This is a genomic window from Noviherbaspirillum galbum, assembly GCF_010974945.1.
Classification (GTDB): Bacteria; Pseudomonadota; Gammaproteobacteria; order Burkholderiales; family Burkholderiaceae_D; genus Noviherbaspirillum; species Noviherbaspirillum galbum.
Map to the genome: position 1 here is coordinate 166,400 of NZ_JAAIVB010000078.1, position 12,633 is coordinate 179,032.

At 64.9% G+C, this 12,633-nt stretch carries 10 protein-coding genes; 9 read left to right on the forward strand and 1 reads right to left on the reverse strand.

Annotation, left to right across the window (positions count from 1 at the left end; all coding sequences use genetic code 11):
• Positions 1-41: 41 nt before the first annotated feature.
• The 3 genes from G3574_RS23395 to G3574_RS23405 are packed head-to-tail and all read left to right on the forward strand — an operon-like array spanning position 42 to position 3,774.
• On the forward strand, positions 42-1,319 hold the full coding sequence (locus G3574_RS23395) for a DegT/DnrJ/EryC1/StrS family aminotransferase (protein ID WP_163967960.1): 1,278 nt from the start codon (positions 42-44) through the stop codon (positions 1,317-1,319).
• The gene (locus G3574_RS23400; protein ID WP_163967961.1) at positions 1,316-2,632 is read left to right on the forward strand and encodes a lipopolysaccharide biosynthesis protein; all 1,317 of its coding nucleotides are present in this window, start codon (positions 1,316-1,318) and stop codon (positions 2,630-2,632) included. Before G3574_RS23395 ends, G3574_RS23400 begins: the two co-directional genes overlap by 4 nt.
• Positions 2,629-3,774 carry an N-acetyl sugar amidotransferase gene (locus G3574_RS23405; protein ID WP_163967962.1) on the forward strand — a complete coding sequence of 382 codons (1,146 nt, stop codon included), beginning with the start codon at positions 2,629-2,631 and terminating at the stop codon, positions 3,772-3,774. The genes G3574_RS23400 and G3574_RS23405 overlap by 4 nt, the downstream gene beginning before the upstream one ends.
• Before the next feature lie 193 nt (positions 3,775-3,967).
• Here G3574_RS23405 and G3574_RS23410 read toward each other — a convergent pair whose 3' ends face one another.
• Positions 3,968-4,342: a hypothetical protein gene (locus G3574_RS23410; RefSeq protein WP_163967826.1), complete on the reverse strand. Its 375-nt coding sequence runs from the start codon at positions 4,340-4,342 to the stop codon at positions 3,968-3,970.
• Between the two features lie 238 nt (positions 4,343-4,580).
• Here G3574_RS23410 and G3574_RS23415 point away from each other — a divergent pair, with 238 nt between their 5' ends.
• The 6 genes from G3574_RS23415 (at position 4,581) to G3574_RS23440 (ending at position 12,616) form a co-directional block, all read left to right on the forward strand.
• Positions 4,581-5,996, forward strand: coding sequence for a hypothetical protein (locus G3574_RS23415; RefSeq protein ID WP_163967827.1), 1,416 nt, complete (start codon positions 4,581-4,583; stop codon positions 5,994-5,996).
• A 252-nt stretch (positions 5,997-6,248) separates the two neighbouring features.
• Positions 6,249-7,307 (forward strand): acyltransferase family protein, encoded by a 1,059-nt coding sequence (locus G3574_RS23420; RefSeq protein WP_163967963.1) that lies wholly within the window; start codon positions 6,249-6,251, stop codon positions 7,305-7,307.
• 178 nt (positions 7,308-7,485) lie between these two features.
• On the forward strand, positions 7,486-9,447 hold the full coding sequence (locus tag G3574_RS23425; RefSeq protein ID WP_235953586.1) for a polysaccharide biosynthesis protein: 1,962 nt from the start codon (positions 7,486-7,488) through the stop codon (positions 9,445-9,447).
• Positions 9,448-9,561: 114 nt separating this feature from the next.
• Positions 9,562-10,932 carry a nucleotide sugar dehydrogenase gene (locus G3574_RS23430; protein WP_163967964.1) on the forward strand — a complete coding sequence of 457 codons (1,371 nt, stop codon included), beginning with the start codon at positions 9,562-9,564 and terminating at the stop codon, positions 10,930-10,932.
• Positions 10,933-10,944: 12 nt separating this feature from the next.
• Positions 10,945-12,018 (forward strand): Gfo/Idh/MocA family protein, encoded by a 1,074-nt coding sequence (locus G3574_RS23435; protein ID WP_163967965.1) that lies wholly within the window; start codon positions 10,945-10,947, stop codon positions 12,016-12,018.
• Between the two features lie 13 nt (positions 12,019-12,031).
• Positions 12,032-12,616: an acyltransferase gene (locus tag G3574_RS23440; protein ID WP_163968156.1), complete on the forward strand. Its 585-nt coding sequence runs from the start codon at positions 12,032-12,034 to the stop codon at positions 12,614-12,616.
• The last annotated feature ends 17 nt before the right edge of the window (positions 12,617-12,633 follow it).

A 12,633-nucleotide genomic window follows, 5' to 3' on the forward strand; every position in this document is an offset into this window, starting at 1 on the left:
CGGCCGCGCCGGTCATCCTTGAATAACAAGAAGAGGATCCCATGCTCAACACGCCGTTTTCACCCTGGCCCAGCTTCACGCCCGAGGAAGCGCGCCGCATCGGCGAGGTGCTGCTGTCCAACAAGGTGAACTACTGGACGGGCGAGGAATGCTGCCATTTCGAACAGGAGTTCGCCGGCTGGGCCGGCACGCGCCACGCGGTCGCGGTGGCGAACGGCACGGTGGCGCTCGACCTCGCGTTCAAGGCGCTCGGCATCGGCGCGGGGGACGAAGTGATCGTGACGCCGCGCACCTTCCTCGCCTCGGTCAGCAGCATCGTGAACGCCGGCGCGACGCCGGTGTTCGCCGACGTCGACCGCGACTCGCAGAACATCACCGCGCGCACCATCGGCGCGGTGCTCGGTCCGCGAACCCGCGCCATCGTCTGCGTGCATCTTGCCGGCTGGCCCTGCGACATGGACCCGATCATGGCGCTGGCGAGGCAGCGTGGCCTGTACGTCATCGAGGACTGCGCCCAGGCGCATGGCGCGGTGTACAAGGGCCGCAAGGTCGGCGGCATCGGCGACGTCGGCGCCTGGTCGTTCTGCCAGGACAAGATCATCAGCACCGGCGGCGAAGGCGGCATGGTCACGACGAACGACGAGGCATTGTGGCGCCGGATGTGGTCCTACAAGGATCACGGCAAGTCCTGGGAAGCGGTCTACGAACGTGCCCATCCCCCGGGGTTCCGCTGGCTGCACGATTCCTTCGGCACCAACTGGCGCATGCTTGAAATCCAGGCCGCGCTCGGACGCATGCAGCTTGCCCGGCTGCCGGCGATGTCGGCGGCGCGCCGGGCGAACGCCGCGCGGCTGGCCGCCGCCTGCCGTCCGTTCAAGGTGCTGCGCGTGCCGGTTCCTCCCCCGGACGTGGAACATGCCTGCTACCGGTTCTACGCCTTCGTCGAGCCGCGCCGGCTGGCGGGCGGCTGGTCCCGCGACCGCATCGTGGATGAGATCAACGCCCGGGGCGTGCCATGCTTCCAGGGCACCTGCTCCGAGGTGTACCTCGAACGGGCTTTCGATGGCACCGGCCTGCGTCCGCGGGCGAGGCTGCCGGTGGCAAGGGAGCTTGGCGAAACCAGCCTGGCGATGCTGGTGCATCCGACCTTGACCCAGGCGGAGCTGGACGAGGCCTGCCGGGCGCTCGCTGTCGTGCTGGCGAAGGCGGAAGCGGACGACACCCCGCGCCGGTCGTGGCGTCCCGTTCCTCACATCCGGCCCGGAGAACTTCCCTGGCGGCAGGGGCAGGGCTCGGCGACCGGCACGAGAGCGCCATGAGCCAGCCCGAGCAATCGACGCAACGCGCCAACGCCGGACGTTTCTGGACCAACGTGGGCACCGCCCTCAGCGGCGTGGTCCTGGCGCAAGCCATACCCCTGCTGGGTTCGCTGGCGATCGCGCGGCTCTATGCGCCGGCGGACTTCGGCCTTTACGCCACGTGGCTCGGGGTCGTCACCATGCTGAGCGTCATCCTGACCGGCCGCTTCGACATGACGCTCGCCATCGTTGCCACCGGGCGGCCCCGGGCGGTCGCGGTATGCGGCACCCTATCAACCTGCGTGCTCGGCGCGCTCGCGCTCGCGGCGGCCGGCCTGCCGCTGGTGTGGCTGGCGCCCGGCCTCATGCGTCCGCTCACGATACCGCTCGCCCTGCTGACGATACCGGCCGCCCTCGGCTTTGCCGCGTCCAAGACCTGGCAATCCTGGGCCGCCGCGTCGGGGCAGCTGCGCGTGCTGTCCACCATGCGGATCTGCCAGGCGGCCGTCATCACCGCCACCCAGATCATCGTCGGCTGGTTCCTGCCAAGCGCCCTCGGCATGGCGGGCAGCTTCTTGTTCGGCGTTGCCGCCAGCGTGCTCATGTCCTCCCGGCTCATGCCGCTGCCGCTGCGCGAGTTCGACGGCATTCGCGATTTCCGGCACGCGGTGCGCGCCTACTGGAGGGCGAACTACCGCTTTCCGCTGCTGGCCCTGCCGGCGGACGCCATCAGCGCCTGCGCCGCCATGCTGCCGCTCATTCTCCTGGCGAACCGCTTCGGCGCGGAAGTGAGCGGCTTGCTGGCGCTGGCGATCCGCGTGCTCGGCGCGCCGATCAGCCTGCTGGGCACGGCGGTGCTCGACGTGTTCTGGCGGACGTCCGGCGAGAGCTTCCGCGAGCGCGGGCATTGCCGCGACGACTATTTGCGCACGTTCAAGGTCTTGTCCGCCGGTGCGGCGGCGGTGTCGATCGTCATCGTGGCGTTTTCCGAACCCTTGTTCGTGCTGGCCTTCGGCGAAAAATGGCGCGAGGCCGGACGCATCGCCGCCTGGCTGATGCCGATGTTCGCGCTGAGCTTCGTCGCCAGCCCGCTGAGCTTCGTGTTCTACGTCGCCGACAAGCAGCATGTCGATCTCGCCTGGCAGCTTGGCGTGCTGGGAATGACCTTGTCCGCCTATCTGCTGGCACCGAGCTACCCGATGGCGATCCGGATGTATTCCGCCGGCTACAGCCTGTTGTACCTCGTGTACCTGGCCTTGTCATGGCGCTTCAGCCAGGGCTCGCGGGTGACGGCGAACGAAGAACGCGTAAAAAGAACGGGAAACCCATCATGAACCAGACCCGATACCGCATCTGCGCCCGGTGCGTCATGGACACCAGCGATCCGAGGATCCATTTCGACGAAGAGGGCGTGTGCGACCATTGCCGCCGCTTCGACAGCGAGATGCGCCGCAAGTGGTATCCCAACGAGGAAGGCGCGGCGCGCTGGAAAGCCATGGCGGAGCAGATACGGGAAGAAGGCAGGAACAAGGAATACGACTGCATCCTCGGCCTCAGCGGCGGCGCGGACAGTTCCTTCCTCGCCTACAAGTGCCGCGACTGGGGACTGCGGCCGCTGGTCGTGCATGTCGACGCGGGCTGGAACAGCGAACTGGCGGTGCAGAACATCGAGAGAATCGTCAAGTACTGCAACTTCGACCTGCATACCCATGTCGTGGACTGGGAAGAGATGCGCGACCTGCAACTGGCCTACCTGCGTTCCGGCGTGGCCAACCAGGACGTGCCGCAAGACCACGTCTTCTTCGCCAGCCTCTACCATTTCGCCACGAGCAACGGCATCCGCACCGTCCTCAGCGGCGGCAACATCGCGACCGAATCCATCTTTCCCGATGCCTGGGAGGGCGCGGCCATGGATTCGATCAACCTCAAGGCCATCCACCGCCGCTTCGGCGAACACCCCCTGAAAACCTTCAGCACCATCAGCTTCTTCGAGTGCTATATCTGGTATCCCTTCGTGCGGCGCATGCGCACGGTCAGGCCGCTCAACTACATGCCCTACAACAAGGCGAGCGCCATCGCCGAGCTCGAGCGCGTCGTCGGCTGGCGTTCGTATGGCCGCAAGCATGGCGAGTCGCTCTTCACGCGCTTCTTCCAGAATCATTACCTGCCGGTGAAGTTCGGCTTCGACAAGCGCCGTCCGCACCTGAGCAGCCTGATCGTTTCAGGGCAGATGACGCGCGACGAGGCCCTGGCGGAACTGGCCCAGCCGCTCTACGATCCGGACGAACTGGAAATCGACATCAATTATTTCTGCAAGAAGCTTTGCATCTCGCGCACGGAATTCGATGCGCTGCTGTCCGTGCCGTCCCACCACTATTCGGACTTTCCGAACTGGGACGTTCGCTATCGCCTGCTGAAGCGCGTGCAGGAAATGGTGGAGACTGCGCTCGGCCGCCGCATCAACGTTTACTCCTGACCTTCCCTCCCGGCCCGACGGCATCCGGCGCACCCGGCATGCCGGCGCGGCATCTCCCGAACTCCCCTCGCATCCGCATCCCTCGTGCGGGCTGATTGCCCGCACTGTCGCATGACGTCAGACAGTCGCGCGCGGCCCAACACTTTCCGAGTCTGTTTGGCCGTTACGTTTGCTCATGAAAAGATACATTCCCTCAGGAACTAATTTCGTCGAGGCAATCTCGTAAACAGGCATTCAGTGCAAAAGCTTGGCAGTAGACGAGCGCCTTTTTCGTTTTCCTAGAGGGGATTAAGTTGTCTAAATCACTTAAGCAGGTTGTTTTCATCCGGACCGCAATCGCTTGCGCCTGTACATCCATGATCCTGGCAGCCTGCGGCGGCAGCGGCAGCACAGATGGCGGACAGACCAGCGCCGCACCCACCAGCAGCACCAGCGCCGACAATGCGGCCGTAGCTTCCACCGCGAACGAAGCGTCCGTGCAGATCGCGGCCGCCGACGCCGCCGCCACGACCAATGTCGATTCCGGACAAACGGCGCTGTATGCGCGCCGCTGGTGGCGTAACCCCACGACCGCACCGGCTCCCGCACCTGCGCCGGCTCCTGCACCTGCACCGGCTCCGGCACCTGCACCGGCACCCGCACCGGCTCCCGCGCCCGCACCGGCACCGGCACCCGCACCGGCTCCCGCACCTGCGCCGGCTCCCGCGCCCGCACCGGCACCCGCGCCTGCACCTGCACCTGCACCTGCACCTGCACCTGCACCTGCACCGGCTCCCGCACCCGCGCCGGCTCCTGCACCTGCCCCCGTGTCTTCCCGCTTCTCCTGCGGAGACAGCGTCGAATCCCAGGTCTGGGCCTCGTGGGACGGCAGCACCTTCATGCACAACTGGATCCAGGGCGACATCAACCGCGTGACCCAGCAGGGCGACGTCTACGGCCTGTACGATTTCCAGATCGAATCGGAAAACATGTGGAACATGGCGCAGCGATGCGGCCGCACCAACCGGCTGCAGGAAGCCGCGGCACTGATCAACAGCACCTATTCCAAGCTCCAGGCCGCGCCGAACGGCGGCTACGGACGCGCCTGGGTCTGTACCGGCGGCGCCGGCACGGTCTGCTATGACAGCGGCCTCGCCAACACCGAGGTGAAGCTGGTGAGCTTCCAGTTCCTCGGGGCCGCCACCTTCGTCGCCAACGCGCTGGCCAATTCCGGGGCGGCGCTGAGCAGCAGCGACAAGGCCTTCATCAACAACACCATCGCCATCACCAACGAGCACCTGGTGCGCTGGGCCAACGATTACCAGATCGAACGCCTGCAGACCATGATGAGCGCCACCACCTCCAGCCCGGCATGGAACGATTCCTTCCTGCTGTTCTCGGACATTGACCTCTGGCACCTGACGATCTATGCGGAAATGGCCGGTCTGCGCAAGTGGCAGGCAAGCCAGGGCATCGCGGTCGACAAGAGCAACGACACCCGCCTGCAGTCGCACATGAACGCCTTGCTGGCGATCTTCAACAAGCGTACGTCGCTGATCACCGCGTCCACCACCGCCAAGGTGCCCGGCGCAGCGATGGCCGACGTGGATCGTGGCTTCTGGGGCAACATGCTGGCCAATACCTATGCCTCGTATTCCGGCAGCACCAAGCCGGTGGTGTGCTCGCCGTCGACCTACACCAATGTGTCGACGAGTTCGTTCACCAAGCGTAACGATACCGGCTGGGACTTCAGCCATGCCCGCCGGCTCGTGCAGGCGATGGATGGCCTGGAGCGCAACCGCGCCGCGATGCTTTCCAGCTATGCCCTGACCGATTCGCAATTGCCGCCCACCACGCTGCCCAAGGCATTCGCGGCAGCGCTGCTCAACAACGTGTGGAACGGCGATACCGCGCAACCGGGCTTCAATAACTACTGGAGCGGCGCGAACGGCTGGTTCGGCGCCTACTACAGCTCGTCGATCAGCTACTGCGACGAAGGCATGAAGCCTTACTCGATGGCGGACTCCTTCCCCACCGGCGGCTACGTCACCTGGGCGAAGCATTATCCGGTCATCGGCCAGCTTGGCGCGACCATCTATGACCTGATGAGCAACTCGACCAGCGCCGGATCCAGCTTCATGACGACGATGTATCCGCGCCTGAGCAGCGCATCGGGCGCCGACAACAAGGCGATCTCGATGTTCATGTTCCTCCCGTCACTGGTAGGCGTGGGCATCCAGTAAGGACGTCCGCCAAGGCGTGCATGGCGTGCGTTTCTCTTGCACGCCATGCATCGGCCAGGACGGCCACCCGGGGGCCGGCATCGCAGGATGCCGGCCCTTTTTCATTTTCCCGCCGTCCGCGCGGCACCGGCCGTCATCGATAAACTGGATGGAAAGCGCGCCTAAGCCCCACCTTGGATGCAACTTTCATACTAATTTTTTGCGGCGATGCTGCCTATCCTGAAAGCTCTGTTACCAACAAGCGGGTAGATCATGGTGACTGGCGCTCGGCAACAACCACATGGCAAGCCCGCCGAAAGGCGGATCGACTGGGTCGACCATGCCAAGGGCATCTGCATCGTTGCCGTCGTGATGTTGTACGCCGCCCACCACGTCCAGGAAATCACCCAGGACATCGGCTGGATGCAGCACGTGGTCGATTTCGCGAAGCCGTTCCGCATGCCCGACTTCTTCCTGCTTTCGGGCCTGTTCGCCGCCCGGGTGCTGGACCGTCCGTGGAAGTCCTACCTTGACACCAAGGTGCTGCATTTTGCCTATTTCTACGCGATCTGGGTCACCATCAAGTTCTTCTTCATGCACGGAACCGCGGTCTTCGGTCCGCATGCCGCGAGCCTGATTCCCGACTACCTCTTCCTGTTCATCCAGCCGCCAACAGGACCGCTCTGGTTCATCTACATCCTGTCGCTGTTCTTCATCGCCGTGCGCCTCATCCGGCGCTGGCCGCCCCAGCTGGCGGTCGCGATCGGCGCCGCGCTCCAGATGCTCGACCTCGACACCGGCGCCGTCCTGCTGGACAAGTTCGCGCATTACTTCATCTTCTTCTATGCCGGATACCGCCTCGCGGACCTGGTATTCGAGTTCGCGGACTGGGCCCGCCTCCACAAGCGCGCCGCCCTCGGCCTGCTCTGGACCTGGTTCATCACCAATGCGCTGCTCGTGCGCTTCGATCTCGCGCTGCTGCCCGGCATCTCCCTGCTGACCGGATTCGCCGGCGCCTTCGCGGTATTGCTCGCCGCCTCGCTGCTGGCGGACCTCGAGTGGATGCGCTGGCTGAGCCGTCTCGGCAAGCATTCCATCGTGGTCTACCTCGGATTCGTGGTACCGCTCGCCCTGATGCGTCCTTTCGTCGCGCGGGTGTCGGCCGTGGCGGGAACGGGCACGACCACGCTTGCGGTCACCCTGCTGTGCGTGGCGGGCGCGGTGCTGCTTTACCTGGCGGTGCGACCGACGCCATTGCGATACCTGTTCGTGCGGCCGCGCTGGATGGCGATGGGCCGCACGATGCCGGCGGTGGCGCAGAAGGCGCATTAGCCAATAGAACCCGGCGGCCGTGAAGCCCGGGCGCCGGCAACCGTTCAGTAAAACAAATGGACCATCGGCCGCAGGCCCGGCAAGCATTGAATTTTCATACTTAATCTTCCCGGCCTTCCCGCATAAAGTTAGACAACCCGAACCGCAACGAACCATCCACGCATTCCCGGACAACAGCATGCTCGCTGAACGCTTCCCCGCCATCATCCGCTTTGCGCGCGCCGTCCAGGGCATGCGTCGTTCCACCAAGATCGCGGTGACGATCGCCATCGACCTCGTGTCGCTGCCCCTGTGCCTCGCCGTCGCCATGATCCTCAGGCTCGGCAGCGTGGAAGCCACCCTGCGCTACGGCATCTACCCCTACCTGGTGATCGCGGTCATCACCGTGCCGGCATTCCTGAGCACCGGGCTGTATTCCGCCGTGATCCGCTACATCGATTACCGCCTCCTGCTGGCGACCGGCGCCGGACTGGCCGCCGTCATCGCATCCACCTATGCCCTGCTGGTGCTGTTCGACTTCACCGAATTGCCCCTGAGCGCCCTCGTGATCTACTGGTTCATCGCCTTTTCCTACGTGGTCGCTTCCCGCCTGAGCGCGCGCGTGGTATTGCGCATCGGCAGCGGCGGAGCACACGGGCTGCCATCCTGCGCGGTGGGCATCTACGGCGCCGGCGAGGCCGGATCGAAGCTCGCCCTGGCCATGCGCGGCAGCGACAAGTACCGCGCGCTCTGCTTCTTCGACGACCATCCGGGACTGGACCAGCGCAATGTCGCCGGCCTGAAGGTGTTCCATTCCAGCCGCATCGCCGACGTGACGGGCATGCTGCATCTGTCGATGATCATCATCGCCATCCCGTCCGCCACCGTGTCGGAAAGGCGCCAGGTCATGCACACCGCGAACACGGCCGGGGTCAAGGTGAAGATCCTGTGCAACCTGCTGGAACTGGCCGACGAGCAGATTTCTACACGCTCGATCCGGGAGCTGAAGATCGACGACCTGCTCGGCAGGGAACCGATCCGCCCGCACCAGGAGCTGTTTTCCCGCTGCGTCCGGGCGCAACGCGTGCTGGTGACCGGCGGCGGCGGCTCGATCGGCAGCGAACTGTGCCGGCAGATCATGACGCAGTCGCCGGCCGAGCTGCACGTGCTCGACCACTGCGAGTTCGCCCTCTACAACATCCACCAGGAATTGCTTGCCGCCGCCGGCGGGATACCGGTGCGGGCCCACCTCGGCAGCGCCTGCGACGCCGGGCTGGTCGAACGCATCATGCGCGACTTTTCCATCGACACCGTCTACCACGCGGCGGCCTACAAGCACGTGCCGCTGGTGGAAGACAACATCGCCGAAGGCATCCGCAACAACATCGTCAGCGCGGAGGTGGTGGCGAACACCGCGGGCAAATACAAGGTCAAGACCTGCGTGCTGATCTCCACCGACAAGGCGGTGCGGCCGACCAGCATCATGGGCGCGAGCAAGCGCATCGCCGAGCTGATCTTCCAGGCCGCGAACATGACCCATGGCGGCAGCACGCGCTACTGCATGGTCCGCTTCGGCAACGTGCTGGGATCGTCGGGATCGGTCGTGCCGCTGTTCAAGAGCCAGATCGAGCGCGGCGGGCCGATCACCATCACCCATCCCGAAGTCGTCCGCTATTTCATGTCGATCCCCGAGGCAGCCCAGCTGGTCATGCAGGCCGGCGCCATGGCAACCGGCGGCGACGTGTTCGTGATGGACATGGGCGACCAGGTCAAGATCTGCGACCTCGCACGCACCATGATCGCCATGTGCGGCTTGAAGGAAAAGAATGCTTCCAACCCGGAAGGCGACATCGAGATCCGCTTCGTCGGCCTGCGTCCCGGGGAAAAGCTGTACGAGGAATTGTTTGCAGGCAAGGACGCCATTCCCAGCCGCCACCCCCGCATCATGACGACCAGCGAATACGTGGTCGAGCCGCCGCTGCTGGCGCAGCAGCTCGCCTACCTGCACGTGGCTTGCGCCAACAATGACATGACCATGATCCGCTTCCTGGTGAAGCGGCTGGTGGAAGAGTATCAACCGGCCGCGCGGGCAGAACCGGAGAACGTCGTGCCGCTGCCGCGCCTCGGACCGGAACGGAGAAGGAAGCTGGCCAACGCCTGAGCGTCGAACCGGCCGGCGGGATGAAGGAGACGAGACGCGCAAGACGCGTCGGCAAGGCAAGAGAAAACCATGGAAGCCCGGCTTCCGATCATCAACCAACGACACGGATGGCTCATGCAAACCCTAGATCCCATCGAATCGGCACCCATCGTCATTGAAGCGGTGCAGTCGGAGCCGCGCGCCCTGGCGGCGCTGCTCGACAAACTGGAAAACCGCACCGCCGTCATCGGCATCGTCGGCCTGGGCTACGTCGGCCTGCCGCTGATGCTGCGGTATGCCTACGCCGGCTTCCATGTCATCGGCTTCGACATCGACGACGGGAAGGTCGACAAGATCAATCGCGGGGAAACCTACATCGAACATATCTCCGCGCTTTCGGTGGGCGAGATAATTGGTCGCGGCTCCGAGGCGACCACCGACTTCCGCCGGGCCAGCGAGGCCGATGCGCTGATCATCTGCGTGCCGACGCCGCTGAACGCCTACCGCGAGCCGGACCTGAGCTTCATCCTCAATACCGTCGATGCGCTCGCGCCGCACCTGCGTCCGGGCCAGTTGGTGTCGCTGGAAAGCACGACCTATCCCGGCACGACCGAGGAGGAACTGCTGCCGCGCATCCGCGCGCAGGGCCTGGAGGTCGGCAGCGACGTGTTCCTGGTGTTCTCGCCGGAGCGCGAAGACCCGGGCAATCCCAAGTTCAAGACGCGCTCCATCCCGAAGGTCGTCGGCGGCGTCACGCCGCACTGCCAGCGGGCCGGCATCGCCCTCTACGGCGCGGCGATCGACCGCGTCGTGCCGGTGACGTCGACGCGCGCGGCCGAGCTGACCAAGCTCCTGGAAAACATCTACCGCGCGGTGAACATCGGACTGGTCAACGAGATGAAGATCATCGCCGACCGCATGGGCATCGACATCCATGAAGTCATCAACGCGGCCGCGACCAAGCCCTTCGGATTCACGCCGTATTATCCCGGCCCCGGCCTGGGCGGGCATTGCATTCCGATCGATCCGTTCTACCTCACGTGGAAGGCGCGCCAGTACGGCCTGCATACCCGCTTCATCGAGCTGGCGGGGGAAATCAACAACGACATGCCTTACTGGGTGGTCAACAAGGTCGCGAGCGCGCTCAACGACCGCGGACGGTCCATCAAGCACAGTCGCATCCTGGTGCTGGGCATCACCTACAAGAAGGATGTCGACGACATGCGCGAGTCGCCGTCGGTGCGGCTGATGGAACTAATGCGCGACCGCGGCGCCATCCTGTCCTATTCCGACCCGCACGTCCCGGTGTTCCCCAAGATGCGGGATCACCACTTCGAGATGGAAAGCACGCCGCTCACGCGCGAAGTCCTGGAGGCGACGGACCTGGTCCTGCTGGCGACCAACCACAGCGACGTCGACTATGACTTCGTGCAGAAGCACGCCAGCATCATCGTCGATACCCGCGGCGTCTACCTGACTCCCCATCCCAACGTCATCAAGTCATGAGGCAGGCATAGCATGAAACATTTTTCCCATACCGCCGCCATCAAGCCGATTTCCCGGCCGATCCGTTTCGCGCTGGTGGGATGCGGGCGCATCTCCGCCAACCACTTCAGCGCGCTCAAGCAGCATGCCGGCGAGTGCGAACTGGTCGGCGTATGCGACATCGACGGCCGGGCGCTCGAGATGGCGGCGGAGATCACGCGGGCCCGGCCGTACCGGAGCATGGAACATCTGCTGGCGGACTGCGACGCCGACGCGGTCATCCTGACCACGCCCTCCGGACTCCATTCCAGCCAAGCGATCAGGGTGGCGCAGGCCGGGAAGCATGTCGTCACCGAGAAACCCATGGCGACCCGCTGGGAAGACGGCAAGCGCATGGTCGCGGCCTGCGACGACGCCGGCGTGCAATTGTTCGTGGTCAAGCAGAACCGACGCAATGCCACCCTCAAGCTGCTGAAGAAGGCGGTGGAGGAGCATCGCTTCGGGCGCATCCACATGGTGAACCTCAACGTCTTCTGGACCCGGCCCCAGGAGTACTACGACAGCGCCGACTGGCGCGGCACCTGGGAATACGACGGCGGCGCCTTCATGAACCAGGCGAGCCACTACGTCGATCTCATCGAATGGCTGATCGGCCCCGTGGAAAGCCTGCACGCCTACACCGCGACGCTCGAACGCAACATCGAGGTCGAGGACACCGGCGTGATGTGCCTGCGCTGGCGCAATGGCGCGCTCGGGTCGGTGAACGTGACGATGCTGACCTATCCGAAGAACCTCGAAGGCAGCATCACGGTCCTGGGCGAGAACGGCACGGTACGCATCGGCGGCGTGGCCCTGAACGAAGTCCAGCACTGGGAATTCGCCGAGCCCAGCGAGGACGACGAGAAGGTGATGGCCGCTAGCTATCCGACTTCCTCGGTCTATGGCTTCGGGCACGCCCAGTATTACGACAACGTGATCAAGGTGCTGCAAGGAGAAGCCTTCCCTGAAACGGACGGCCGGGAAGGACTCAAGACCCTCGAGGTCCTCATCGCGACCTATCTCTCTGCCCGCGACGGCCGCCGCGTGGCGCTGCCGCTGGAGTACTGACATGAACAGGGACATGGCGGCAGCGGTGCATGCCAGCGCGATCGTCGATGACGGCGCGGTGCTCGGCGAAGGCACCCGCGTCTGGCACTTCAGCCACGTGTGCGGCGGGGCGCGCGTCGGGGCGGGCTGTTCGCTGGGACAGAACGTCTTCGTCGGCAACGACGTGGTCATCGGCAGCAACGTGAAGATCCAGAACAATGTCTCGGTGTACGACGCCGTGACCCTCGAGGATGACGTCTTCTGCGGTCCGAGCATGGTATTCACCAACGTCTACAACCCGCGCTCGGCGGTCCTGCGCAAGGGCGAATACCGCAAGACCCTGGTTCGGCGCGGCGCCACGCTGGGCGCGAATGCCACCGTGGTCTGCGGCATCACGATCGGCGAGTACGCATTCGTGGGCGCGGGCGCGGTGGTCAACCATGACGTGCCCGACTTCGCGCTGATGGTCGGCGTGCCGGCGCGCCAGGTGGGCTGGATGAGCCGCTACGGGGAGCAGCTCGAACTGCCGTTGCAAGGGGAGGGCAAGGTGGTGTGCCCGCATACCGGCGACGTTTATGTCCTGAAAGGAAAATCCTGTGTTCTACGTCCAGCAGATTGACTGCAGCTTGCAGGGCA

What these genes read in the sequence shown, in the direction of transcription:
- G3574_RS23405 (WP_163967962.1), top strand. Translation starts at nt 2,629, where the DNA reads ATGAACCAGACCCGATACCGCATCTGCGCCCGGTGCGTCATGGACACC.
- G3574_RS23425 (WP_235953586.1), top strand. Translation starts at nt 7,486, where the DNA reads ATGCTCGCTGAACGCTTCCCCGCCATCATCCGCTTTGCGCGCGCCGTC.
- G3574_RS23400 (WP_163967961.1), top strand. Translation starts at nt 1,316, where the DNA reads ATGAGCCAGCCCGAGCAATCGACGCAACGCGCCAACGCCGGACGTTTC.
- G3574_RS23395 (WP_163967960.1), top strand. Translation starts at nt 42, where the DNA reads ATGCTCAACACGCCGTTTTCACCCTGGCCCAGCTTCACGCCCGAGGAA.
- G3574_RS23420 (WP_163967963.1), top strand. Translation starts at nt 6,249, where the DNA reads ATGGTGACTGGCGCTCGGCAACAACCACATGGCAAGCCCGCCGAAAGG.
- G3574_RS23430 (WP_163967964.1), top strand. Translation starts at nt 9,562, where the DNA reads ATGCAAACCCTAGATCCCATCGAATCGGCACCCATCGTCATTGAAGCG.
- G3574_RS23440 (WP_163968156.1), top strand. Translation starts at nt 12,032, where the DNA reads ATGGCGGCAGCGGTGCATGCCAGCGCGATCGTCGATGACGGCGCGGTG.
- G3574_RS23435 (WP_163967965.1), top strand. Translation starts at nt 10,945, where the DNA reads ATGAAACATTTTTCCCATACCGCCGCCATCAAGCCGATTTCCCGGCCG.